General features: G+C 51.5%; 25 protein-coding genes. 7 read left to right on the top strand and 18 right to left on the bottom strand.

Features of this window, described 5'->3' with window-relative positions; all coding sequences use genetic code 11:
• Positions 1–83: 83 nt before the first annotated feature.
• Positions 84–413, bottom strand: a complete 330-nt coding sequence (locus LF95_RS10425; RefSeq protein ID WP_073956173.1) for a (2Fe-2S) ferredoxin domain-containing protein — start codon at positions 411–413, stop codon at positions 84–86.
• 6 nt (positions 414–419) lie between these two features.
• Complete coding sequence (locus tag LF95_RS10420; RefSeq protein ID WP_073955103.1) at positions 420–668, bottom strand: DUF6489 family protein; 249 nt, start codon at positions 666–668, stop codon at positions 420–422.
• A 292-nt stretch (positions 669–960) separates the two neighbouring features.
• Here LF95_RS10420 and LF95_RS10415 point away from each other — a divergent pair, with 292 nt between their 5' ends.
• Complete coding sequence (locus tag LF95_RS10415; RefSeq protein ID WP_073955102.1) at positions 961–3,003, top strand: thioredoxin domain-containing protein; 2,043 nt, start codon at positions 961–963, stop codon at positions 3,001–3,003.
• Here LF95_RS10415 and LF95_RS10410 read toward each other — a convergent pair whose 3' ends face one another.
• On the bottom strand, positions 3,004–3,948 hold the full coding sequence (locus LF95_RS10410; RefSeq protein WP_073955101.1) for a LysR family transcriptional regulator: 945 nt from the start codon (positions 3,946–3,948) through the stop codon (positions 3,004–3,006). It lies immediately after the preceding gene.
• Between the two features lie 119 nt (positions 3,949–4,067).
• On the opposite strand from LF95_RS10410, the gene LF95_RS10405 reads away from it, so the two are divergent.
• Both LF95_RS10405 and LF95_RS10400 read left to right on the top strand, forming a co-directional pair.
• Positions 4,068–4,739 (top strand): NADPH-dependent F420 reductase, encoded by a 672-nt coding sequence (locus LF95_RS10405; RefSeq protein WP_073955100.1) that lies wholly within the window; start codon positions 4,068–4,070, stop codon positions 4,737–4,739.
• Positions 4,740–4,829: 90 nt separating this feature from the next.
• Entirely contained in the window at positions 4,830–5,327 is a 498-nt protein-coding gene (locus tag LF95_RS10400; protein WP_073955099.1) for a methylated-DNA--[protein]-cysteine S-methyltransferase, read from the top strand.
• Positions 5,328–5,495: 168 nt separating this feature from the next.
• Here LF95_RS10400 and LF95_RS10395 read toward each other — a convergent pair whose 3' ends face one another.
• A complete protein-coding gene (locus tag LF95_RS10395) occupies positions 5,496–6,050 on the bottom strand; it encodes an HD domain-containing protein (protein WP_083607628.1) in 555 nt (184 codons plus the stop codon).
• Positions 6,051–6,339: 289 nt separating this feature from the next.
• Here LF95_RS10395 and LF95_RS22945 point away from each other — a divergent pair, with 289 nt between their 5' ends.
• Entirely contained in the window at positions 6,340–6,486 is a 147-nt protein-coding gene (locus tag LF95_RS22945) for a hypothetical protein (RefSeq protein ID WP_168173692.1), read from the top strand.
• Between the two features lie 105 nt (positions 6,487–6,591).
• Here LF95_RS22945 and LF95_RS10390 read toward each other — a convergent pair whose 3' ends face one another.
• The 14 genes from LF95_RS10390 to LF95_RS10325 all read right to left on the bottom strand — a co-directional run bounded on the left by LF95_RS10390 (position 6,592) and on the right by LF95_RS10325 (position 20,391).
• Positions 6,592–7,170 carry a GNAT family N-acetyltransferase gene (locus LF95_RS10390; RefSeq protein WP_073955097.1) on the bottom strand — a complete coding sequence of 193 codons (579 nt, stop codon included), beginning with the start codon at positions 7,168–7,170 and terminating at the stop codon, positions 6,592–6,594.
• A 222-nt stretch (positions 7,171–7,392) separates the two neighbouring features.
• Positions 7,393–8,655: a transcription termination factor Rho gene (gene rho / locus LF95_RS10385; RefSeq protein WP_073956172.1), complete on the bottom strand. Its 1,263-nt coding sequence runs from the start codon at positions 8,653–8,655 to the stop codon at positions 7,393–7,395.
• A gap of 448 nt (positions 8,656–9,103) precedes the next feature.
• Positions 9,104–11,161 carry a methyl-accepting chemotaxis protein gene (locus LF95_RS10380; protein ID WP_073955096.1) on the bottom strand — a complete coding sequence of 686 codons (2,058 nt, stop codon included), beginning with the start codon at positions 11,159–11,161 and terminating at the stop codon, positions 9,104–9,106.
• 240 nt (positions 11,162–11,401) lie between these two features.
• The gene (locus tag LF95_RS10375) at positions 11,402–11,761 is read right to left on the bottom strand and encodes a helix-turn-helix domain-containing protein (RefSeq protein ID WP_073955095.1); all 360 of its coding nucleotides are present in this window, start codon (positions 11,759–11,761) and stop codon (positions 11,402–11,404) included.
• Entirely contained in the window at positions 11,758–12,426 is a 669-nt protein-coding gene (locus LF95_RS10370; protein WP_073955094.1) for a Smr/MutS family protein, read from the bottom strand. The genes LF95_RS10375 and LF95_RS10370 overlap by 4 nt, the downstream gene beginning before the upstream one ends.
• Positions 12,427–12,622: 196 nt before the next feature.
• On the bottom strand, positions 12,623–13,315 hold the full coding sequence (locus LF95_RS10365) for a LutC/YkgG family protein (RefSeq protein WP_073956171.1): 693 nt from the start codon (positions 13,313–13,315) through the stop codon (positions 12,623–12,625).
• 20 nt (positions 13,316–13,335) lie between these two features.
• The gene (locus LF95_RS10360; protein WP_073955093.1) at positions 13,336–14,766 is read right to left on the bottom strand and encodes a LutB/LldF family L-lactate oxidation iron-sulfur protein; all 1,431 of its coding nucleotides are present in this window, start codon (positions 14,764–14,766) and stop codon (positions 13,336–13,338) included.
• 3 nt (positions 14,767–14,769) lie between these two features.
• Entirely contained in the window at positions 14,770–15,579 is an 810-nt protein-coding gene (locus LF95_RS10355) for a (Fe-S)-binding protein (RefSeq protein WP_073955092.1), read from the bottom strand.
• A 246-nt stretch (positions 15,580–15,825) separates the two neighbouring features.
• Positions 15,826–16,506 carry a substrate-binding periplasmic protein gene (locus LF95_RS10350; RefSeq protein WP_168173691.1) on the bottom strand — a complete coding sequence of 227 codons (681 nt, stop codon included), beginning with the start codon at positions 16,504–16,506 and terminating at the stop codon, positions 15,826–15,828.
• Positions 16,507–16,742: 236 nt separating this feature from the next.
• Complete coding sequence (gene dnaQ / locus LF95_RS10345) at positions 16,743–17,438, bottom strand: DNA polymerase III subunit epsilon (protein ID WP_073955090.1); 696 nt, start codon at positions 17,436–17,438, stop codon at positions 16,743–16,745.
• A gap of 10 nt (positions 17,439–17,448) precedes the next feature.
• Positions 17,449–18,042, bottom strand: a complete 594-nt coding sequence (gene coaE / locus LF95_RS10340; RefSeq protein ID WP_073955089.1) for a dephospho-CoA kinase — start codon at positions 18,040–18,042, stop codon at positions 17,449–17,451.
• A gap of 14 nt (positions 18,043–18,056) precedes the next feature.
• On the bottom strand, positions 18,057–18,935 hold the full coding sequence (locus tag LF95_RS10335) for a shikimate dehydrogenase (RefSeq protein WP_073955088.1): 879 nt from the start codon (positions 18,933–18,935) through the stop codon (positions 18,057–18,059).
• A gap of 32 nt (positions 18,936–18,967) precedes the next feature.
• Positions 18,968–19,564: a Maf family protein gene (locus LF95_RS10330; RefSeq protein ID WP_073955087.1), complete on the bottom strand. Its 597-nt coding sequence runs from the start codon at positions 19,562–19,564 to the stop codon at positions 18,968–18,970.
• A complete protein-coding gene (locus LF95_RS10325) occupies positions 19,561–20,391 on the bottom strand; it encodes a pyruvate, water dikinase regulatory protein (RefSeq protein ID WP_073955086.1) in 831 nt (276 codons plus the stop codon). The genes LF95_RS10330 and LF95_RS10325 overlap by 4 nt, the downstream gene beginning before the upstream one ends.
• A gap of 531 nt (positions 20,392–20,922) precedes the next feature.
• Between LF95_RS10325 and hemE the strand changes: the two genes are divergently transcribed.
• The 3 genes from hemE to hemJ all read left to right on the top strand — a co-directional run bounded on the left by hemE (position 20,923) and on the right by hemJ (position 23,686).
• Positions 20,923–21,960, top strand: coding sequence for a uroporphyrinogen decarboxylase (hemE, locus tag LF95_RS10320; protein WP_073955085.1), 1,038 nt, complete (start codon positions 20,923–20,925; stop codon positions 21,958–21,960).
• 167 nt (positions 21,961–22,127) lie between these two features.
• Complete coding sequence (hemH, locus tag LF95_RS10315) at positions 22,128–23,222, top strand: ferrochelatase (protein ID WP_073955084.1); 1,095 nt, start codon at positions 22,128–22,130, stop codon at positions 23,220–23,222.
• 35 nt (positions 23,223–23,257) lie between these two features.
• Complete coding sequence (gene hemJ, locus LF95_RS10310) at positions 23,258–23,686, top strand: protoporphyrinogen oxidase HemJ (protein WP_073955083.1); 429 nt, start codon at positions 23,258–23,260, stop codon at positions 23,684–23,686.
• The last annotated feature ends 13 nt before the right edge of the window (positions 23,687–23,699 follow it).

The raw sequence follows: 23,699 nt of genomic DNA, 5'->3' as shown, positions 1-23,699 counted from the left end.
AATCCGTTCTTCTGGCAGTGTAAAAAGGGCCGCCAATGGGCGGCCGGAACTGTTTTACTGACCGGGCTGCACCAGCAGCCGTTTTATTGATCCGGCTGCAATTGCAGCCTTTCGACAATTTTGCCTTCTATCAGATGAGTCTGAAGAATTTCTTCAATATCATCCTGGCTCTCATAGCGATACCAGGTCCCCTGCGGGTAAATCACCATTACCGGCCCCAATTCGCAGCGATCAAGGCATCCTGCCGTATTGATCCGCGTTGCAGGAAGGCCAAGCTCCTTGACCCGCACCTTCATGTAATTGCGCAAGCGCGTGGCACCGGCAGCCTGGCAGCAGCCCCGCGGGTGCCCTTCCGGTCGCTCGTTTTGACACACAAATACGTGCGACTGGTAAAAATGCTCTGTCGTTGTCACCCGCAATCAATCCTTTTTCATCGTTGCGCCATTATTGAACTGGTTCCAAAATGCCTTTTGCATCTGTTCCCAGTTCTGCATGCCCTGCGGCAGCCAGGTTTTCAACATTGTTTCCGGGTCCATTGCCTGCAAATTGGCTTTCATGCGGTCTTCAATATCCTTCATCAAAGCCTGCTGCATGGGCTGGACATCCGGTAATCCGAAAAATGTGCGCAACTCTTCGGGTGTGCAATCGACATCAACAGAAATTTTCATAGCCAGACCTCCTCTCTGATCATTATTATTTTATAACATGAGCAATGTATAAATTCTGAAAGCCGCGTCATTTTCCGCATTCTAACGGCTTTATCCGATCTGCCATCTTTGTCCCATTTATGCGCTATGGCAATTGGTCAAAGCATTTCTCTTTCTTTTCAATAGTTTTCGCCCTATTTTGAGAAGATAAGAATTTGCGAATTTACCCCTTTCGTCCCCGTACGGCACAATCAATGCCAAAGACGACAGGAACGCGAAACGCAATCAGAACAGCTTGGGACAGCACGCTTTTATGGATCTTGGACGCAACAATCTGGGGCAGGAAACCAGCCCCTATCTCTTGCAGCACCAGACAAACCCGGTCCACTGGCAGCCTTGGTCCCCGGATGTTCTTGCTGCTGCCCAGCAGGCAAACAAGCCGATTTTACTCTCGGTCGGCTATGCCGCCTGTCACTGGTGCCATGTCATGGCCCATGAAAGTTTCGAGGATAACGAAATTGCCGGTCTGATGAACGAGTTGTTCATCAATATCAAACTGGACCGCGAAGAACGCCCCGATCTGGATGCCCTGTATCAAAATGCCCTGGCCCTGCTGGGACAACAGGGGGGCTGGCCGCTGACCATGTTTTTAACCCCCAAAGGCGAACCTTTCTGGGGCGGGACCTATTTCCCCAAACAGGCCAAATATGGACGGCCGGGTTTTGGCGATGTTTTGCAATCCATTGCCAAAATCTATAACAACGAGCCAGAAAACGTCGCCCACAATGTCAAGCAGATCAACAATGCGCTGCTACGCTTAAACAATACCAAAAGCGGCGATATTCCCCTGCCCGAAACCATCGATGAATTTGGCAAAAGCTGCCTGCAAATGATGGATTTGACCAATGGTGGCACCCAGGGCGCACCCAAATTTCCCCAGCCTGCCCTGTTATCGTTTTTATGGCGTTGTGCCATGCGCACCCATGACGAGGCCCTTGAAGACACTGTAAAGCTGACCCTTGATCGCATGTCTCAAGGCGGCATTTACGACCATCTGGGCGGCGGTTTTGCCCGCTATAGTGTCGATGACCAGTGGCTTGTCCCGCATTTTGAAAAGATGCTTTATGACAACGCCCAGCTGATCGACCTTTTGACCGATGCCTGGCGTGTCAGCAAAAACCCGCTTTATCGCCAGCGGGTCGAGGAAACGATTGACTGGATTTTGCGCGAAATGCGGGTTTCGGGCGGGGCCTTTGCCGCCAGCCTGGATGCCGATAGCGAGGGAGAAGAAGGCCGTTTTTACGTTTGGGACCAATCAGAAATCGAAAAAAACCTGACCAGCGATGCCGCCCTGTTTGCCCGATATTACGACATATCGGCGGCAGGCAACTGGGAAGGCCACAATATCCCGAACCGCACGCAGTCCGGTTTATCCCTGGCCGATGATGAAACAGAGGCCGCTCTTGCCGATATGCGGCAAATTTTGCTGGCAAAACGGGATAAACGGGTCCGCCCGGGCTGGGATGACAAGGTCCTGACCGACTGGAACGCCATGACAATCGCCGCCCTGTGCGATGCGGCAATGGTGTTTCGTCGCCCGGAATGGCTGGATTATGCCCGCCTGGCCTATAATTTCATCAAGCGCAATCTGGGCCAGGACGAGAAATTACTGCACAGCTATCGTGCCGGTCGTTCCCAGCATGCCGGAATGCTGGAAGATTACGCCCATATGATCCGCGCGGCCCTGCGACTGTTTGAAATTTCCGGTTCAATGCCGTATCTGCGCGATGCTGAAAACTGGGCCGAACAGGTTGAAACACAGTTTTCCGACCCGCGCCTGGGCGGATATTTCCAATCCGCAATCGATAGCAGCGACCTTGTCGTGCGCAGCAAACCCATTACCGATGGGGCGGTACCATCGGGCAACGGCATTATGGTGCAAAACCTGGCCAAGCTTTATAGTCTGACCGGCAACGCGCACTATCAAACCCGGGCCGAAACCACCATTGCCTGCTTTGCCGGGCGCCTGCGTGACCAGTTTCCGGCCATGCCAAGCCTGCTGCTGGGTGCGGAAATGCTGCAAAATCCGCTCCAGATCGTGATATTGGCCCCTATGGGTAGTGCCGATTTATATGACATGCGCAGGGCCGTGTTTGCCGCCTATCTGCCCAACCGGGCAATGACAATCCTGCCAGGCGACAACACCCTGCCCGAAAGCCATCCTGCCTTTGGCAAAACCCGTATCGATGACAAAGCCACGGCTTATGTCTGTCAGGGGCCGGTTTGCTCTGCCCCCGTCACATCATCCGAAGACCTGGTGAAATTGCTTTCCGGTCTTGATGAAAAACCAGCCTGATCACGCCAGCGCATCATCAGGCACCTGCACATCAAGCAGGGCATCCCACGCGGGATTTGGGCCAAATGCGTCTTTCATTGCCGTGATGAAGTGGCGCATTTTGGCTGTTGGCCGCCGATTGGCAGGATAAAGCACATATAAGGGGCGGTGCGGCCCCTGATAATCGGCCAATACCTGCACTAAACGGCCAGATGCCAGGGCTTCATGCAGGGCGATTTCCGGGCCCAGAGTTATCCCTGCCCCGGCAATCGCGGCCGACAATAATGCCGCCCAATTATTGCTGCGAAACGTACCGGTGACATTCACCGTTTCAAAGCGGTCATCATTGGAAAATGTCCATTGGCAACACAGGGATGGCGACCAATAGGCAAATCCCAAACAATTATGCGCAATCAGATCCTGCGGAACTTTTGGTGTTCCGTGCCGTGCCAGATAATCCGGCGCGGCGCAGGCGATAAGCCGATAGGGTGCTAATGGCTTGCCAATCAAACGGCTATCTTCAAGCGCCCCGATCCTGATCACCACATCCACCCCTTCCTCAAGCGGATCAACAATTCGATCATTTAAGATCAAGTCGATCTGCATATTGGGAAAATCGCGCAAATAATCCGCGATAAACGGGGCTAATTGGCTTGTCCCAAACGTCACGGGTGCTGCCACACGCAAACGGCCACTTGGCTGGGTACGAACCTCATCGGCCAGGGCATCGGCCATGTCGGCTTCGGCAATAACCCGTTTACATTGGTCAAAATAGGCACGGCCCAGGTCCGTCAGGCTTTGACGCCGCGTGGTCCGATGCAGCAGTGTTGCCCCGACCCGATTTTCAAGATGGACAACATGCTTGGCCACCATTTGCGGCGAAAGGCCCAAATCCTTTGCCGCAGCGGCAAAAGATCCAAGCTCAACAACGCGGACAAAAACCGCCATGCTGGTTAAACGATCCATCTTTTCCCTGCCTATTCCCTACCAACAGTGTTGAGTATACCTTCATACTAACCATTTTTCGCCAATTCAGGTTGAATTAAAATTCTGCCACAGGACCAACCCATTTGGCGGAGCAAAAAATGAAAATCGGGATCATTGGTGCGGGCTATGTCGGCCGTGCCGTGGCAAAGCACGCGATAAAATCGGGCCATCAGGTCATGATCTGCAATTCGCGCTCTGTTAATACGCTTTCAAACCTGGCAGCAGAGCTTGGTTGCACCCCTGGCACGCGCGAGGATGCCATTGAATTTGGCGATGTCGTGGTCATTGCCATTCCCTATCATGCCTACCCGTCTCTCCCGGCACGCGCGCTGGCGAACAAAGTTGTGATAGATACCGGTAATTACGCCCCGGAACGCGATGGCAGAATTGAAGCACTTGACCAAAAACAGGCAACTACCACGGGCCTTCTTGCCGCCCATCTCAGCACAGCTGGCAACACTGTGCGCATCGCCAAGGCGTTTAACGCCATTAAAATGTCCGACTTTGAAATGGATGGCAAACCGGCCCGCACACCAGGCCGCCGGGCCCTTCCAATTGCGGCAAATGATCCCCTTGCCCGCGACATCGCCATTCAACTGACAGAAGAATTTGGCTTTGATGCGCTTGATACCGGCAGTCTTGAGGAAAGCTGGCGATTTGAACGCGGTACACCGGCTTATTGCGTGCCAATGACCCTGCCAGAACTAAAAACCGTATTGGACAAGACCGATCGCGATACACTCCATCCAGGGGGCGTCAAGCTGCCGTGAGCTATCGCAAAAGACTTGCAGTCGTGGGGAAAAACGCCGCATAACGGGACAACAATGCCTTTGTCCCCTTTGCCATATTGGAAGAGCACCATGCCCCAAATTTCAATCAACAGCCCAGTTGGTGCGCTGACCATTTTTGAATTTGACGACCAGATTGTCTCGCTGGACTGGGGTTTTGTCGAAGAAATGGAAACCAGCCCCGTGCTAGACGAGGCCAAGGCGCAGATCAACGCCTATTTTGCCAAAAAACTGCACCGGTTTGACCTGCCCCTCGCGCCGGGCGGTACCGCATTTCAGGCTGCCGTATGGGCCGCAATCCGCGACATTCCGCTGGGACAAACAGCGACATATCAGGAACTGGCCCGTGCTGCCGGGTCCCCCAAGGGATTTCGGGCCGTTGGTATGGCATGCGGCAAAAACCCGATTCCCATCCTGATCCCCTGCCATCGTGTGCTGGCAACCGGCGGCAAACCTGGCGGATATTCCGGCGATGGCGGGCTGGAAACCAAGGAAATGCTGCTAAAGCTCGAAGGAATTGATCTTTACCACCCGGTAAAAGACCAAAGGCAGGATACCTTTAATCTATAAATCAATCTGCGTTGAAATGCCCAAAACTGGATGTTAATCGGCCTTTTATCGCATAAACAGCACTAAAATTTCTCGGTTTTTGATCAATCAAAAATATCTAAAGAAAAGTCAGTCGCCTGTTTCTCAACATAAATAGCAGCAATGGCAGACAATAAACGGCAGACAGCCTCAGCCTTCCGCCACCTGCATTTCGCTGTCATGCCACGCCCTGACATCACGCGAAATGGCATCAAAGCGATCGCTCAGGCTTTCGCTAACAACCCGGCATGGCGCAACAACGGCCTCGGCCCAGTCAACATATCCTAAAATCTGCGCACGATCCCAGCCAATCGGCGTATCGGTCAGCATGGCACCAACATTGGCAATTTTATCGGCCAGGCGGACCAGCTTTGCACTCTCGCTTAACTGCGGTGCCATTTCGATCTGTTTGGCTTTGCGCTCGTCTCGCGGCAGTGCCTTGTCATCGCTGACTTCCAGGACGATATTGGCGATATTTTCGTTAAAACAGGCCGCTATTTCCGCGTGGGTGGCCCCACAATCCTCGATTACATCATGCAAAATGGCGGCACATAACACATCTTCCGGTGTGTCGGGCTGGCATTCAACAATCAGGCGGGCAACCTCAACCGGGTGGTTGATATAGGGTTCCTGTGCCGGGCCTTTGCGGCGCTGATCACGATGGGCACGGGCGGCGAAATCGACGGATTTTAAAAGAAGCTGCATCTTCCTGTCGGTCATAGTGAATACTGATCGCAGCGTCCCACGACTTTAAAATCGCTGCAAGCATTGATCGTCTCTCGACATTGAATTTCGCCAGCCCCACATAAAAGCCAGGCAAACAAACACAAAAATCGGAGAGGCCCCATGTCACGTCCCATGACGTTGATGCTGACACTGGAAAACAGAAATACAACACCCCTGCATTTAACCAGCCTCGCCCCGCAAAAGGGCTGGCAAACCCCGCCATCTCGCCCCTGATACGCGGCAAACCTGCCGCATCGAAACGGCCGCTATGCTGGCAATCACCCTGCATTATGGCAGCTGGCATATTGGAATATCGCTGGGAAATGGCAAGCTGGATGTCGAACCGGGCCTGGCAGAGATAGAATATCAGGCCATCTCCGGTCATCAGGCCGACATCACCCTTCGCCTGGGCTAAAACATCGTTTGCAAGTGGCCGGAATGTTTCCCGTGAAACATTTTGCACCAAACGGCAAACTTACCAAAAGAACACAAACGCTATGCGACAGGTTATGTCCCTTCCCTATCGCGCGCGGACAAGACGACGTGCCTGCCATTCGATCGCGCGAACCGCATAAATATATTCATCGCCCCATACGCCGTTAAAGCGGTCATTTTCAATCAAATGCGCCTCGCACCGCAAACCCAGCCGTTCAACGATCCCAACCGATCCAACATTTTGCGGGTCAAGGCGGGCAAAGATGCGGTGAAAGCCAAAATGATCAAACCCAAGATCAATCATCGCCGAGACTGCCTCGGTCGCATAACCATAGCCTTCAAAATCCGGGTTGAAAATATAACCGATTTCAGCCTGAAGGGCGCTGATACTGGCGATTTTCAGCAAGACCTCGCCGATCAGGGCATCATCATCCTGACGAATCACCGCCAGTCGAAACACATCACTTTCACCTTCAAATGATGCGTTCAGAACTGCGGAAAATTGATCCTGCAACGCAGCACCTGCCGGAGGCACTGAATAAAGGTAACGATAGACCGATGGCAGGGTATGATAGGCAGCATATTGCTCAAAATCACGTGCCATAAAAGGACGGAGCAAGAGGCGACTTGTTTGAACCGGCTTTGAAGGAAGCGTAATTTTCATTTCAAAACAATAAGTTATTGATCCTTAACGCAATGTAGGCAGGTCCCGGTTCCCCTTCAAGCGAAGTAGATCACACTGGTTTAAAGCGATTTGTCCTTTCCCCGGCCAAACAAAAACCCCCGACTTTTGAACTGACCCCGTAAAGTTGGACATCAACTTCGGGGGGCAGTTCAAAAGCCGGGGGTTTTTCAATAACAGATCGATTACCAGATGAAACAGCGATCAGCCATTCATGGAATCGAAGAAATCGTCGTTGTTTTTGGTGGTCTTGAGCTTGCCCAGCAGGAATTCCATCGCGTCCTGCGGCCCCATCGGATTGAGGATACGGCGCAGCACCCACATTTTCGAAAGCTCGCTTTTACCCACCAGCAATTCTTCCTTACGGGTGCCCGATTTAAGAATATCGATCGCCGGGAAGATACGTTTGTCAGCCAGTTTACGATCCAGGATAAGTTCGGAGTTACCCGTACCTTTGAATTCTTCAAAGATGACTTCATCCATGCGTGAACCGGTATCGATCAGCGCGGTTGCAATGATGGTCAGCGACCCGCCCTCTTCGATATTACGCGCAGCACCAAAGAAACGCTTCGGACGCTGCAAGGCATTTGCATCGACACCACCGGTCAAAACCTTGCCAGAGCTAGGGACAACGGTATTGTATGCGCGCGCCAGACGGGTGATCGAATCGAGCAGGATGACAACATCATGCTTGTGTTCAACCAGGCGTTTGGCCTTTTCCAGCACCATTTCAGTGACCTGGACGTGACGCTGTGCCGGTTCGTCAAAGGTCGAGCTGATCACTTCGCCCTTCACCGAACGATCCATGTCGGTCACTTCTTCCGGGCGTTCGTCAATCAGCAGAACGATCAGATAGGCTTCCGGATGGTTTTCCTCGATCGCATGCGCAATATTTTGCAGCATCACGGTTTTACCGGTGCGCGGCGGCGCCACGATCAGGGCACGCTGACCTTTACCCAGCGGCGACACAAGTTCGATCACCCGGTTGGTGATGTCCTTGTTGCCTTCCTGGTCCAGATGGCGTTCCATCTTCAGCGGCTGGTCAGGATAAAGCGGGGTCAGATTGTCAAAGTTAATGCGGTGACGCACCTTTTCCGGTGCATCAAAATTAACCTTGTCGACCTTTAACAGTGCAAAATAACGTTCCCCTTCCTTGGGGGAGCGAATTTGCCCTTCCACCGTATCGCCGGTCCGCAGGCCAAAGCGACGCACCTGGCTTGGCGAGACATAAATATCATCCGGGCCCGCCAGGTAGTTGGCTTCCGGGCTGCGCAAAAAGCCGAAACCGTCCGGCAGCACTTCCAGAACACCTTCGCCATAAATGGCATGGTCGTTTTCTGCAAGCTGCTTGAGAATGGCAAACATCAGCTCCTGCTTGCGCAAGGTGCTGGCGTTTTCAATTTCGAGTTCCTCAGACAGGGCCAAAAGCTCGGTCGGAGATTTAAGTTTCAGTTCCTGGAGATGCATGTCTGCGTATGATGATTTTGTAATTGCCGGAAAGGGCGAATAGGTCAAAATGGAAGGGCGATATTTGCGTATGATTTTCAAAGCCGTATGTGAAATACGACACTGACATAACAACAATAAAACCGCTGATTGCTTAAGGTAGGAATGCCTCGTCCAGAACGTGACGAGACATGGGGAACAGATAACCCCGATCTGGCAATTAGTCAAACCGGTTTGGGTCCCATACGCGCTATCAATGTGATTGAGGTCACATTGACGGAAAATTTCAACCGCATTTTGGCAAAATTGGCAGCATAAACGGCAATATACTCCGGTTTAATCCCGCAATACGTTTAATCGTCTGGTTTGCAAATTTGCGCTTTGTCGGCATATCGACCATATCATACAGGTACCGGAACGGGACATATACCCCGTCCCGGTATTAGATTTCAAATGGCACACAAAGCAATCAAACGGCCTTGTCTTCCGCAACCGATTTAAGAAAATCCTCAATCACGGCGCGCAGTTCGGTCGATACACCTGTTACACTTTCACAGGCCTTCATCAGGTTCTGTACTGCCTGATCGGCCTGTTCGGTGGCGGCACTGACATCGGCAATATTGCGCGAGACTTCACCCGTGCCACTTGCGGCACGTTCAACATTCACGGCAATTTCCGATGTGGCCGCCTGTTGCTCGTTAACCGCTGCCGACAGCGAGGCAGAGGTGGTATCAAGTTCCTCAATCCGTGCCCCAATACGATCAAACGCGCCGATAGCCTGTTCGGTCGCAGCTTGCAAGCTACTGATATGACCGCTGATTTCATCCGTTGCTTTTGACGTCTGGCTGGCAAGATTTTTAACTTCGCCTGCAACCACGGCAAAACCCTTTCCCGCCTCGCCCGCACGGGCCGCCTCAATTGTTGCATTCAATGCTAGCAGGTTCGTCTGACTGGCAATATCCCCAATCAAACCAATCACTTCACCAATGCGACCTGTCGCCTCCCTGAGCGTATTGGCAATACCATCCGCATCACGGGCATCCCTGGCCGCTTCAGACGCGGCATTGGAGGCAGCTTCAATCTGACGGGAAATCTCAAGGATTGAATTTGCCAGTTCCTCGGTGGCTGCAGAAACCGTGGACACATTGCCTGAGGCTTCCTCGGCATTGCTGGCGACCTCAACAGCTCGGTCACGGCTTTGTAAAACGGCATCATTCATTGTCATCGATGTGCCCTGCAAATCATCACTTGCCTGTGCCACACCGTCGAGCAAACGATCGACATTGCGCCGAAAAGCGTTGGTCAGTTTTTCAATGCGTTCGGCATGCGCATCCCGAGCGGCCTGTTCAGCTTCGCGTTGACGAACGATATTGCGATTTTCTTCCAGATTCAGCCTGAAGAATTCGACCGAACGGGCCATATCACCCACTTCGTCCCCCCGGTCCTGACCTGCGATACTCTGGCTAAAATTACCTCCAGCCAGCGCCGTCATGGATGACGTCATATCCCGGATCGGAGTTGTAACGCTGCGTCCAACAGCAAAAACCAATCCGCAAGCCAGCGCGACAACAATAAAAAGACCCACCAGCGTTGCATAAAAAAAGGTTTGCGCAATATCAAACTTGTCATCGGCCCGAAGCACGAGTTGGCTGGCGATATAGTCTTCTACTGTCTTATAAAGATTAATCTTCTGGGTAATTGTGGCAAACCAGTCAGACCCGGAAATGTTATTTGTCGTACCTGTTACGGGATAATTCAGTGCGATCGTCCGCAAATCGGCAACCTTTTGAACCACCGGATCGGCCATCGTCTGATTATAAAAATTGATCAGATCCGGATTGGCAAATTCCTTGAAAACTGAAAGATAACCGCCTTGCAAGGTGATCAGTTCTAAAAAGCGACGATACAAAGCCGGTTCAAATTTGCCACTGCCAAAGCCGACCGCACCGGTAGCACGTTCCAACCCTGCACGTTCCTTCGCCTGCATGAAATCATTGTAAGACGCAATAAAACGCAGCATTTCGGAATCATCACTAATCTGTGCAGCCGTATTAACCGTCGCCAACATGTCTGCTATGATATCGGTATAAAAGGTGACGACATCGGGTACCTTGAGATCAAGATCATCAACTGCAATGCGCGTTTTACCAATCTGGTCAATCTGCTGGGCAAAAGCCGTGATCTTTGATTGAAGTGCCGAATCGTAACGATCCATGTCAAACACGGAAAGCGCATCATTCAAGGCTTTGATTTTCTGATCCGAAAGATTGCGCTGTTCTTTAAGCTGCGGGCCGAATTCCTTACCGCCCGAACCGATAAAACCGGCTGATGCACCGCGTTCTTTTTGCAGTTCATGAACCGTTTCCCCAATTTCCCCAGCCAACGAAGCAAGACCGCGAATCTTGCTTAACTGGTCCATTTCCTGATAACGCGCACCAATCACAAACAATGACAAAACGACCAGTGCAATAACAGGCGGCACCAGTGAAATTGCCAATTTTGATCCGATCCGAATGTCACTAAACATCATAGTTTCCCGGAAAAATAATATTGATCACCAAACGGACAAAAAACGGCAGCCGCACCAGACAGCGGAAACCGGATCCGATTAGAGCGAAAATATTATTGTTAAAACTCTATGTATTTGACCTGACACCGTTATACGGCAGAAATTGGCATATTGTGATGCAAAATAACAATTCAAGATTGCATGTGCCAAATAGGCACATCGAGCATTCGATCAGAACATCGTCTTTGTTGAATAGTGTTATTCCCGATATTCCCGAATGATCATAAGCATACGGGCAAGCTGGTCATCACTTAACCCGGCAATACGTTCCGCCAGCAAATTGGCCAATTCAGTGGCTTCAGGCTCAAGCCCCGCGGTATCGACAGTAACTTTTGGATGAGACAACTGGGCAAGGCGTTTAATCTCGTCCACCTCATCCCAGATCAAATTAAAATACCCGCAAATCTGTTGCACCAGACCAGGGCTGGGCCGGCCACGATGCCCGTGCTCCAGCGCCGAAAGATAGGCAGGTGACAATTGCAGCGCATTTGCCATTTCCGTCAGCGTTACATTCTGGCGCGTTCGCAATTCGCGAATGCGATTGCCAAAAGGTGTCACACACGTCTCCGTTTCAACAAAACATAAAAGGCCCCGGCCCCACCATGACCAATTTGCGCCTGACTAACCGCCAAAATATGCGGTCGTAACCGTGGCGCACTAAGCCATTGCGGCAATCGCTGGCGCAAAAGACCGGTACGACCATATTCATCGGCCCTGCTGCCCTTGCCGGTAATCACCAGTACACACCGTTTATCACTGCGCCAGGCGGCTTCGATAAAGCTGTTCAAGGCGTGATGAGCCACTTCCTGGGTCATGCCATGCAGGTCAATACGCCCTTCAATGGGCATGCGTCCCTTTTTAAACCGATCCGCCGTCGAACGGTCAATACCGGCCGTATTTCCAGTTTTAATGTCCTGAAGACCGGAATTTTTCGGCCCCGGGATACGGTTGGCCTCACGCGCGGACGGCAGGTTTCGTGCCAGCCGGTTGGCTTCGGACCGGGCAAGCTCGTCACCCAATGAAGCAGTCGGCGGGATCGCCGTATCACTTGCCGGCTGATTGGCCATCTTCGCCAGTTCATCTTCCAGATCATCGCCTTCCTGATCGCGCAATGCTTTGCGGCGCGCGCGCAAAGGCACAACATCACGGGTAAAAGCCTCCCACAGGGCTTTCTCCGATTCTGTTACATTTCGGCGTCGGCGATGGTTCTTACGATCTGTCATTGGCTAACATATAGCCGGAATGTTTAAAAATTGCATCGCCCAGAAAGCCCGAAAATACCTGAAATTTGATCAAAACCGGCATTACATTGCCAAATAACAAAAACCGGCGATCGATGTCGCCGGTTTTCCAAACTGTTTTAACGATCTGATTTGCCAATCATCCTGAGTGATCATGGCACTTGATCTTTAAATCGCCTCAGGTCTCGTCATTGACCAGAACAATATGCAATCGACGCGGTCCATGCGCGCCCAATTGCAGGGTTTGTTCAATATCCCCGGTCCGCGACGGGCCTGTCACCCACAAAAAAGTGCGGGGCATGGTGCCACGGCCCTGATTCTGACGTTGCAGGCTCCAGACTTCTTCATAAGTGCCGACAATCTGGCTGGTTTTCACCACCACAATATGGGTATCGGGCAACATATTCAGCGTATAGGGCTGATCCGGGCCGGAACGCAGCATCAAACTGCCGGTTTCCGCCACCCCGGCAAAGGCCGGTGTCACACTGACCATATCGTGCGGCCCTGCAACACCGCTTGAGGTTTCAAGCGTGGTTTTGGCCCAATCCAGACCGGTAATTGCGGCATCCGGCGCCAGACGCACCACCGCAGGCTGATTATGTTCAGCCAGATAGCGCGATACCTCGGCAGGGACGGCATCCATATTTTCAAGCCGGGTTACGCTGGCGGCCACGCCCTCGGCCATCGAAACGAAAAGATCAAGCTGTGCGTCATGGTCAATTTGTGCGCGCGCAGGGATAATATTGCGCGGCGGGTTAGCAAGCCTCGCGACAACTTCGGCCGGGGCATCCTGCGGGCCGGAATCACGACCCAGATTTTTGCGAATGCGGCCCAAAATGGCACTGCGTGATGAGGAGGAAGATTGGTTCATGATAAAAATCTGCTCCGGCGTCAGGCTTTTTTTGCGGCTTGCTGTTCCGCCCAAAGCTGTTTGAAGGTTTTGCCCTGTGGTGCTGGCAAATCACGAATATCGGTCCAGCCGCTGGCCAATGGCAATTTGGCAATCTTTTGCTTGCGTCCGCCGATTGATTTTAAAATCCGCGCCGCCAAACCCGTTGCCTTGCCATAAAGCGCCGGTCGGCTGGCAAACCAGGCCCATAAACGAATGCCAAACCGCATCGATTGCGGGCCCAAATGCTTTTCAAATTCGCGTTCGCGCCAATGACGCATCATTTTTGGCAGGGGAATGCGCATCGGACAGACTTCCTCGCATTTCCCGCAAAAGGTCGAGGCATTGGGCAAATGCCCGGCTTCGTCCACGCCAATCAGGGATGGTGTCAAAACCGAACCCATCGGCCCCGGATAAACCCAACCATAGGCATGGCCCCCCACCGCCCCGTAAACCGGGCAATGATTCATACAGGCTGCACAACGAATACAGCGCAGCATTTCCTGAAATTCGGTGCCCAGCATGTTGGACCGGCCATTATCAAGCAAAATAACATGATATTCTTCCGGCCCATCCAGGTCGCCATCGCGCTTTGGCCCGGTTGAGAATGTCGTGTAAGACGACATTTCCTGCCCGGTTGCCGACCGCGCCAGAACCCGCAAAATGCTGGAGGCATCCTCCAGCGTTGGCACCACTTTTTCCAGGCTGGCAATGGCAATATGCACCTTCGAGAGGGTCTGGGTCAGATCGCCATTGCCTTCATTGGTCACAATCACCGAGGTTCCCGTTTCCGCAATCAGGAAATTGGCGCCGGTAATACCGACATCGGCGGCAAAGAAATGCTCGCGCATGACTTCGCGGGCTTCATCAAGCAGATCACGCGGTTCATCCAGCGGGCGGTTAATATCGCGCCCCTTGTGGGTTTCACGGAAACTGTCGGCCACCTGTTCCTTGTGAACATGAATTGCCGGGGCAATAATGTGGCTGGGCGGTTCTTTGCGCAATTGAATGATATATTCGCCAAGATCGGTTTCAACGACCTTCAAATCCTGCTTTTCCAAAAAGGCATTCAGGCCGATTTCTTCCGAAATCATCGATTTGCCCTTCAGCACCGATTTGGCCTTTTTATCCTGGCAAATTTTCAAAACCGTTTGCCGGGCTTCCTCGGCATCGGCACACCAGTGCACATGCCCACCATTGGCGATAACATTGGCTTCAAAGGCCGTCAGATAATGGTCCAGATTGGCCAGGGTATGATTTTTGATATCACGCGCAGTATCGCGAAGTTTTTCAAATTCCGGCATATTGGCAATAGCGGCCGTGCGCTTATCCTTAAAACCGGTTTTAAGGCGGCCAAGGGCCCGTTGCAGGCTGGCATCCTGCAAGGCGTGATGGGCATTTTGCTTGAATTTCGGCGAGGTTGACTGTTCCATGACTTAGCCCTTCTCCGAACCGGCAATGCCCGGGGCAGCCATTGTCATATCGGCCAGGACCTCGGCAACATGGCGCACTTCCATGTCCGATCCCTCGCGGCGCAGCTTGCCTGCCATATTCAAAAGGCACCCCATATCGCCCGCCACCAGCATGTCGGCACCGCTGTTTTTAATATCCGTGGTTTTATCGCCAACCATTTTGCCGGAAATTTCCGGGTATTTGACACAGAATGTTCCACCAAACCCGCAGCAGGTTTCGGGTTCCTGCAATTCCTTAATCTCAAGTCCCTTAACAGTACGCAGCAATTTGCGTGGCTGTTCCTTGACCTTCAGCTCCCGCAAACCCGAACAACTGTCATGATAGGTAATGCTGCCCTCAAAGGCGGCGGCAACGCCGTCAAGTTTCATGACATCGGTTAAAAACGAAACCAGTTCCCAGGTTTTCCCTGCCAGCGCCCTGACCGGTTCGGCCAGTTCCGGGTCATTGGCAAACAGTTCGGGAAAATGCTTGATCATCATGCCCGCACAGGAGCCACTGGGGGCAACCACGTAATCGTGGTTTTCAAACATTGCAATCAGGGGCCTTGCCACCTTGCGCGCCGATTCCAGATCGCCGGAATTAAAGGCTGGCTGACCACAACACACCTGCTCCATCGGCACATCGACAACGCAGCCTGCTTCTTCGAGCAACTTAACCGCTGAAAAGCCGACAGTCGGGCGAAACATGTCAACCAGACAGGTCACAAACAAACCGACCCGGGGTTTGGATGATGGTGACGATGCAGAAGATGCCGATGATGGCGCAAAAGACATTCCGATTCCCTCTCTGATAGGCACATTGGCAGGCATGATGTGCGGGATCTGTCTGCTCTTTTGCCAAAAATATCTAATTGGTATTACCAATTTTACATTCTGTGGTCCAGCCCTTGATGAAAGGCAGGCAGAAATGACCGAAAATCGCTCAACAGAATGCAAAACGCAGGGATAATGGATGCCGAACTGTAATGCCTAAATCCACATAAATCTCTAAAAATACAATATAGATATAGCCAATATACTCTAATCAATATCTTTGCAGCCGACATTGCGATTTTTCGGGTCTGTAATAGCCTTGATAAAATAGTTTTCCGGGTCCGCATTCAGGTCAAATTTGCGACGCATCGCCAGGAAACGTCCATCTTGATAAAATCGTTCCAGACTGTTTTGCAAATCCATCACGTCGGTATTCGGGCTGTCCTTGCTCAGAGCAAAATACAAATAACAAACACGATAGCTTGTCAGTAGGCCAATATCGATATCGGGTTGTTTCAGGTCATTGGTCAAAAAATCGATTGATGCGAACCCCATTGCCAACACATCAATCCGGTTGGCGTTCAACATGGCAAAAAGCTGATCATCCCGGGCAACCGCAACAACGTTTTTCGCACCACGTTTGCGCAAATAATGTTCGCGGGCCGATCCAAGGGTTACCCCGATCCGGGCGGACTTAAAAATATCGGCAATCTTGCGCCCCGCCCAAACCGAATTTTTACGGCTATACAAATTCCAGAAGGTGCGACTGATGGGGCCAACCCATTTCAGTTTGTCTTCACGTTCTTCCGTACGGGTTGTCGGATAAATAACATGTCGCGGACCATATATTGTTTCCTGATAAGCCCGCTTCCAGGGTTGTTGCGGCTGCTCGATAAAGGAAAGCCCGGCATCCTCAAACAGTTTCCGGGCCATTGCGTCAAAAAACAACTGTTCCGGACGCCCTTCTTTCGCATCACGGGGAAAACTTTGATGCAGAATATAAGGAGGGGACTGTTCTGGTAAGGAGGTTTCTGGCAATGTTGCAAATTGTTGTTCTGCCTGCCCCTGCCCAGAAAAAACAAACAGGCACATCCATATGATGCCAGTACCCAAGCCTGTTTCAAGGCCCAAAAACCGCGGTTTTTTCCGACCGATCAACACCCTTCCCCCCGAAATGATGCGCGCTATTTTAACCAGACAGCATCTTTTATTTTATCTGCAATATAAGCCTGATGGCGTGCCACTTCTTCGGGCTTTGCCGCATGGGGCCGTGGTTCGCGATACGGTTTTGCCGATTTGACCATCTGATGAGCAGAACCCAATTCAGACTGACCAGACAGGCTGGAATCCAGCCCCAAGCCGTGCTGACGCCCGCCCAAAAGTTCCAGATAAACCATCGCCAGCAAATCAGAGTCCAACAGCGCGCCATGCAGGGTACGATTGGAATTGTCGATTTTGAAACGACGGCACAAAGCATCCAGGCTAACGGGTGATCCGGGAAATTTTTTACGCGCCATTTGCACCGTATCAATCGCGCGATCATTGGCAATCAACGGCTTGTTTAACCAGCCCAGTTCCGCATTCAAAAACTTCATATCAAACGCGGCATTGTGAATGACAAGTTTGGAATCATCGCCGATGAATTCAAGAAACTCGTCTACAACTTCGGCAAAAACAGGCTGCTTGGCCAAAAACTCATCGCCCAGCCCGTGCACATCAAAGGCTTCCTTGGGCATGGACCGCTGCGGATTGATATATTGATGATACTGGTTTCCGGTTGGCATGTGATTGACCAGTTCGATACAGCCAATTTCAACCAGCCGATGATCGGCATAAGGGTCAAGACCGGTGGTTTCTGTATCAAGAACGATTTCACGCATGGCAGTTCCGTTATTTCCGATGTGTCAATTGGTGGATAATGGACTGAATCGCCCGAAATGTCACCGCACGTCCAAGGCCGGTCGGGATAATAAAATCGGCTTTGCGCCGTTTTTCCCAATCGGGCGTTTGTTTTTTGAGAATTTCGGCAAATTTTTGCGGGGTCATCCCGGGGCGTTTCATCACCCGCTGCTTTTGGATGAAGGCCGGGGCCGATACCACCGCAACATGGTCACACTGTTTTTGTCCGTCGGTTTCAAACAGCAAAGGAATATCCAAAACCACCAGGGGGAAGCCATTACGCTGGCAATGACGGATAAAATCATTTCGCGCCGCCCGAATGAGGGGGTGCAATATCCCCTCCAGGTCTTTTAACGCTGCCGGATGCCCAAAAACCTGCGCCCCCAACAATTGTCGGTCAATTTTACCATCAACAATAACATCGGGAAAACGCGCGGCAATATCCCCAAAGGCCGGGCCAGACGGCGTAGTTAACCGATGGGCATTTGCATCGGCATCATAAACCGGCACACCAAGATAGCGAAACATGCCCGCCGCCGTTGATTTCCCCATACCGATCGAACCGGTAAGACCCAGAATTTCCATATGTGAAATTCCCATTATTCTTGGGCACTGGCCAATACGAAATCGCGCAATTCAGAAGTTACTGCCGGATCAACGCCAAACCAGCGATGAAATCCCGGCCGGGCCTGATGCAAAAGCATACCCAACCCGTCAACAATCCGGTTTCCCTGTGCTTCTGCCTGGGCCAACAGCCCGGTTTTAAGCGGCGCATACACAATATCGGTAACAATTGCCTGTGCAGCCAAACCGGCAAGATCAATTTCCAGAGGCGGTTGCCCGATCATACCCAAACTGGTGGTATTGACCAATAAGGCCGCATCATCCAGACAGTGATGAGCCTGGTTCCAATCAATAACCTGAATGCGGGGATCATTTACGTCATCTGCCAGGGCCTGGGCACGGCTTTTTGTCCGGTTAAGCAGGCGAATTTCCGGGCAGTTTTCATCAAGCAAGGACACAATAATTGCCCGGCAGGCCCCACCTGCCCCCAAAATCATGGCTGGACTGCTGGTAAAATCAATTTCCGGTGTGGATTGACGCAAATTTTCGATAAAGCCAAACCCGTCTGTATTATCGCCCAATATTTTGCCATCAGGTGCGAATGTGACAGTATTTACCGCACCAATCCGCTGTGCCCGCACACTTAATTCATCACAAACGTCAAAAACCGCCTGCTTATGCGGAATGGTCACATTCACCCCGGCAAAGCCCAAATCCCGCAAAGATTTAACGGCAGATGCAAAATTTTCCGGCGCAACCGGCAAGGGCATATAGCTGCCATCAATGCCATGTTTTGCCAGCCAGTATCCCTGTAATCGCGGCGATTTGGAATGGGCAACCGGCCAGCCCATCACTCCAGCCAAACGCGACGTTCCTGATAAAGTGCGAATATTGTTTGAAATATCAAAATCCATCATAAATCCGTCGGGCAAACACAGAACAACAATCAGGCCTTAAGAACACCATGATCGCGCAAAAAACCGATCAAGGGCAAAAGCGGCATACCCAGGACGGTAAAATAGTCCCCTTTGACCTCGGTAAAAAGCTGCGCGCCCAACCCTTCAAGCTGATACCCGCCCACACAATGGAAAATTTCCTCACCCGCCTGGTCAAGATACCATTCCAGCCAGTCATCACTGAAATTGCGCATAGTTAAATGGGCGGTATCGATTTTGCCCCAAATCCGTGATCCTTCCTTATAAATCACGGCGGCTGAAACAAGTTGATGGCGCTTGCCCCGCAACGCCAGAAGCTGCGCACGGGTCTGGTCCCGGTCCTGAGGTTTGTCAAACCAGATTCCATTGCATTCCAGCATCTGGTCGGCGGCAATCACAATCGCATCCGGGCGCTGGCGATACATGCGCAGGGCCTTCATTTCCGCCAGGGTTTCGGCGGCTTCCATTGCCGATGCCCCCTCTGCCTTCATGGCCTGCTTGTAACCGTCTTCATCAATCATCGAAGCAACAGCTTCACAATCAACACCGGCATTTTGCAGCATCATCAAGCGGGCCTTGCTGCCAGATGCCAAAACAAGACGGTTCATTCACTTTCCTCCCGGCGGTCATTCAGGGTCGCCATAATCATGGCTGCGGTTTCTTCAATGGATCGGCGCGTCACATTGATAATTTTCCAGCTACGCTGCGTAAAGTAACGTCTGGCCTGAAAAACCTCGTCGCGTACCGCAACCGGATCAACATAATCACCACCTTCGCCGCGTTCAATCTGGCGCAACCGGTTTTTACGAATGGAAACAAGCTGATCCACATCCTTGATCAAACCAACAATCAGCGGCTTTTTTAACTGATCCAGCTCTGGTGGCAGCGGGCAGCCCGGCACAAAGGGAATATTGGCTGTTTTAATCCCGCGATTGGCCAGATAAACCGACGTGGGTGTTTTTGATGTCCGCGACACGCCAACAATTACCACATCGGCATCTTCCAGATCCCAGGTTGCCTGCCCGTCATCATGGCTAAGCGCGTAATCAATCGCTTCGATCCGGTTGAAATAATCCTCGTCCATTTTATGCAGCGCGCCAATCCGTCCGTGCGACTGCTGGCCCAGATAACCCGCCATCATGGTGATGGTGGTATCAAGCACATGGCTATGTGGCACCTGCATGCGCCGGCACCCTTCTTCGAGCTTGCGACGGATGTCGCTATTAAACACCGTATAAAGAACGATGCCAGGATGACGTTCGATGTCATTTAAAACACGGGCCAATTGTGCATCAGTCCGGATTAACGGCCATACATGTTCATGGGCCTGAACATCGGGAAACTGGGCAACACAGGCGCGTGCGACCCCGTCCACGGTTTCGCCAGTTGAATCCGACACAAGGTGCAGATGAAAAATGTTGGTCTTGTCGTTCATATCTGCTCCATCGCGAATGCCTGTTTTTTACGCAGTCTCAAAAGGCACTTTTTCCTGAATCGGAGTCGGGCCTGTGGATAAATGTGCATAACGGGTGCGACTCCGGCAAAATTCATCAGACGAATTTTATCCCAAGCCCTTTACAAAATTGCTCAAACCAATTGTCCCGTTCGGGATAACCGGAAAATTTCTCCCGTGATAGCAGGGATAACGAGCACAAAACCAGTTTATTCCCCATTATCCCCATTATTCAAAATTGTCTTTTCCCAAGGCAGAGTCTGAGAGTCGTTCGGAGTCGTCCCCAGTTTTCCCCAAGATTGATTGCGACGGATCAAATTATCCGAGTCGCAATGTGGATAAGATGTGCACCAAATTTAATCCCGGTTATCCACAGGATACCACTAACAAACAACATCCTTTTTTCTTTAAAGGGGTTTTGTTAGGAGAACGGTGGAAAAACGGCCTGGATAGGTCACGGCCCATCTTGGGCACCGCGGACCGGGGATCGAAAAACAGGAACTGGACAAACATATGCCTGAACAAAAAAAGCTGTTTCTGCGTGCATTAGCTGGCGAAACACTGCCGACGCCCCCAATCTGGCTGATGCGCCAGGCAGGTCGTTATCTTCCGGAATATCGTGCCACTCGCGCAGAGGCCGGTTCGTTCCTCGATCTGTGTTATAACCCGGATCTGGCATGTGAAGTAACCTTGCAACCGCTGCGCCGTTACGATTTCGATGCCGCCATTCTGTTTTCCGATATCCTGGTCATTCCCCAGGCGCTGGGGCAGCATTTGGCCTTCAAGCAGGGTGAAGGCCCCCAGCTTGACCCCATTCGCGACGAAGCAGGTCTTTCACGCCTGAATATTGATGGCATCCATGATGTGCTTGGCCCGGTTTACGAAACCGTCAGCAAACTTTCTTCTGCCATTCCCAAGCATACAGCCCTGATTGGTTTTGCCGGTGCCCCTTGGACAGTCGCGACCTATATGGTTGAAGGCAAAGGCAGCAAGGATTTTGCCAATATTCGACGTTTTGCTTATGGCAACCCCGATGGTTTTGCCAAACTGATCGACATTCTGGTAGAAGCCACCACGCAATATTTGCTGGCTCAGATCAAGGCCGGGGCTGAAACCATTCAGCTTTTTGAAACCTGGGGCGGTGTCCTGTCTGAAAATGGTTTCCATCGCTGGGTAATCGAACCAACCCGCAAGATTGTTGAAAGCATCAAGGCCGTGCACCCGGATATGCCGGTCATTGGCTTTCCAAGGGGTGCGGGTTTGCACCTGATGGATTTCAAAAACCTGACCGGGGTGGATGCTGTTGGTCTGGATAGCGGCGTTCCTTTGAAATGGGTTGCCGAAAATCTGCAAAAACTGGGTCCGGTTCAGGGCAATCTTGATCCGATGTATCTGATTACGGGCGGTGATGAAATGTTGGCCGAAACCCGCCGTATTCTTGATACACTGGGCAAAGGGCCTTTCATTTTCAATTTGGGTCATGGGATTACCCCCGAAACCTCCCCTGAAAATGTTGGGAAACTGGTAGAATTCATTCGCCGGGGTGCGTGAATTTTTTAATCAATGAAATCCATTGGAAAAATCAATTCGTAATGAAACGCAACTTCATTGCTTTATTGAGGGTTCCTGTCATCCTGTGCGCAGGACCAGAGCGGATTTTTTGATTTACGGCCAAATAGTGCATTTCGCCCTGGCGGAATGCCGGAAGGATTTTGTCTATGCCCGATCAAGTTCAAAAAAAACGTGCCATCATCCTGTTTAATCTTGGTGGTCCGGATGGCCCTGATGCCGTAAAACCGTTTTTGTTCAATCTGTTTAATGACCCGGCCATTATCAGCCTGCCCAATCCGTTCCGGTTTTTGCTGGCAAAATTGATTTCATCGCGGCGTGAACCAGTCGCCCAGGAGATTTATGCCCATCTTGGCGGTAAATCGCCGCTGCTGGAGCTGACGCAGGATCAGGCCAATGCCCTGGAAACCAGCCTGAACGACCTTGATGACGGTTTTGATAATCGTTGTTTCATTGCCATGCGTTATTGGAAACCCTTTGCCGATGAAACCGTCCGGGCGGTTAAGGCCTGGGGTGCCGATGAAATGATTCTGCTGCCGCTTTATCCGCAATTTTCCACAACAACCAGCGGATCATCGGTTAAGGATTGGAAACGGGCCTGCCGTGATGCCGGTTTGAATGTGCCGATGAAAACGGCCTGTTGTTATCCGACCAATCCTGGTTTTGTCAGTGCCACGGCCGATATGGTACGTGAAGGCTATGAAAAGGCCCTGGCAGAAAATAAGGGCGCTCCGCGCCTGTTGTTTTCGGCTCATGGTGTGCCCAAGGCCGTGATTACGAAACGTAAAGATCCGTATCAATCGCAAATTGAAAAATCGGCGCAGGCGGTGGTGGATGAAATGGCCATTCCGGGTCTTGACTGGCTTGTCAGCTATCAAAGCCGGGTGGGTCCGATGGAATGGATTGGCCCTTCGACCGAGGATGAAATCAAACGGGCCGGCAAAGATGGCGTGCCCTTGGTGATTGTTCCGATTGCATTTGTAACCGAACATTCCGAAACTCTGGTGGAACTGGATATCGAATATCGCGAAATCGCTGATCATTTGAACATACCGGTTTACCAACGGGTCAGAACGGTGTGTTCGCATCCCAAATTTATTACCGGTCTTGTTAATGTGATTCAGGACACACAAACAGCCCTCGACCAAAATGGAACGGACAGTGATAGTGCCCAGACCCGTGGCTGGTGGTGCCCGGATGATCATGTTTGCGCAACGGCGAAACAGCCGGGTTCCGCACATTGATCTGACTGCTTTGAAAAATCAAAACCGAGAGATCGATGGATTTATATAGCATTATCAAATCACTACATGTCGTCAGCATCATTGCCTGGATGGCGGGTATGCTTTATCTGCCGCGTCTTTATGTTTATCATTGTGATGTGGCACCCGGTTCCGAAGCCGATGAAAAATTCAAGGTCATGGAACGTCGTCTGCTGCGCGCAATTATGAATCCGGCGATGATCGCCAGTTGGCTTTTTGGTGGGTATTTGATCAGCGTTACCGGTGCCATGACCGAAGGCTGGTTTCACGTGAAACTTCTATGCGTGATTTTGATGACCATCACCCATATGATGCTGGCAAAATACCGTCGGGCTTTTGAGGCCGGTGCTAATACCAAACCGGCAAAATTTTTTCGTATCCTGAACGAAGTGCCGACGATCCTGATGATCATTATTGTCTTTATGGTCATTGGAAAGCCATTCTGATTTTTATTTTAGA

The organism is Thalassospira sp. TSL5-1, from assembly GCF_001907695.1.
GTDB lineage: Bacteria > Pseudomonadota > Alphaproteobacteria > Rhodospirillales > Thalassospiraceae > Thalassospira.
This window is presented reverse-complemented; position numbering and strand designations above follow the sequence as displayed.

What these genes read in the sequence shown, in the direction of transcription:
- LF95_RS10330 (WP_073955087.1), bottom strand. Translation starts at nt 19,564, where the DNA reads ATGAACCGTCTTGTTTTGGCATCTGGCAGCAAGGCCCGCTTGATGATG.
- LF95_RS10395 (WP_083607628.1), bottom strand. Translation starts at nt 6,050, where the DNA reads ATGCAGCTTCTTTTAAAATCCGTCGATTTCGCCGCCCGTGCCCATCGT.
- LF95_RS10405 (WP_073955100.1), top strand. Translation starts at nt 4,068, where the DNA reads ATGAAAATCGGGATCATTGGTGCGGGCTATGTCGGCCGTGCCGTGGCA.
- LF95_RS10335 (WP_073955088.1), bottom strand. Translation starts at nt 18,935, where the DNA reads ATGGATTTTGATATTTCAAACAATATTCGCACTTTATCAGGAACGTCG.
- LF95_RS10355 (WP_073955092.1), bottom strand. Translation starts at nt 15,579, where the DNA reads ATGTCTTTTGCGCCATCATCGGCATCTTCTGCATCGTCACCATCATCC.
- LF95_RS10420 (WP_073955103.1), bottom strand. Translation starts at nt 668, where the DNA reads ATGAAAATTTCTGTTGATGTCGATTGCACACCCGAAGAGTTGCGCACA.
- LF95_RS10380 (WP_073955096.1), bottom strand. Translation starts at nt 11,161, where the DNA reads ATGTTTAGTGACATTCGGATCGGATCAAAATTGGCAATTTCACTGGTG.
- hemE (WP_073955085.1), top strand. Translation starts at nt 20,923, where the DNA reads ATGCCTGAACAAAAAAAGCTGTTTCTGCGTGCATTAGCTGGCGAAACA.
- dnaQ (WP_073955090.1), bottom strand. Translation starts at nt 17,438, where the DNA reads ATGCGTGAAATCGTTCTTGATACAGAAACCACCGGTCTTGACCCTTAT.
- LF95_RS10390 (WP_073955097.1), bottom strand. Translation starts at nt 7,170, where the DNA reads ATGAAAATTACGCTTCCTTCAAAGCCGGTTCAAACAAGTCGCCTCTTG.
- LF95_RS10415 (WP_073955102.1), top strand. Translation starts at nt 961, where the DNA reads ATGGATCTTGGACGCAACAATCTGGGGCAGGAAACCAGCCCCTATCTC.
- hemH (WP_073955084.1), top strand. Translation starts at nt 22,128, where the DNA reads ATGCCCGATCAAGTTCAAAAAAAACGTGCCATCATCCTGTTTAATCTT.
- LF95_RS22945 (WP_168173692.1), top strand. Translation starts at nt 6,340, where the DNA reads ATGCTGGCAATCACCCTGCATTATGGCAGCTGGCATATTGGAATATCG.
- rho (WP_073956172.1), bottom strand. Translation starts at nt 8,655, where the DNA reads ATGCATCTCCAGGAACTGAAACTTAAATCTCCGACCGAGCTTTTGGCC.
- LF95_RS10370 (WP_073955094.1), bottom strand. Translation starts at nt 12,426, where the DNA reads ATGACAGATCGTAAGAACCATCGCCGACGCCGAAATGTAACAGAATCG.
- LF95_RS10410 (WP_073955101.1), bottom strand. Translation starts at nt 3,948, where the DNA reads ATGGATCGTTTAACCAGCATGGCGGTTTTTGTCCGCGTTGTTGAGCTT.
- LF95_RS10325 (WP_073955086.1), bottom strand. Translation starts at nt 20,391, where the DNA reads ATGAACGACAAGACCAACATTTTTCATCTGCACCTTGTGTCGGATTCA.
- LF95_RS10360 (WP_073955093.1), bottom strand. Translation starts at nt 14,766, where the DNA reads ATGGAACAGTCAACCTCGCCGAAATTCAAGCAAAATGCCCATCACGCC.
- LF95_RS10365 (WP_073956171.1), bottom strand. Translation starts at nt 13,315, where the DNA reads ATGAACCAATCTTCCTCCTCATCACGCAGTGCCATTTTGGGCCGCATT.
- coaE (WP_073955089.1), bottom strand. Translation starts at nt 18,042, where the DNA reads ATGGAAATTCTGGGTCTTACCGGTTCGATCGGTATGGGGAAATCAACG.
- hemJ (WP_073955083.1), top strand. Translation starts at nt 23,258, where the DNA reads ATGGATTTATATAGCATTATCAAATCACTACATGTCGTCAGCATCATT.
- LF95_RS10400 (WP_073955099.1), top strand. Translation starts at nt 4,830, where the DNA reads ATGCCCCAAATTTCAATCAACAGCCCAGTTGGTGCGCTGACCATTTTT.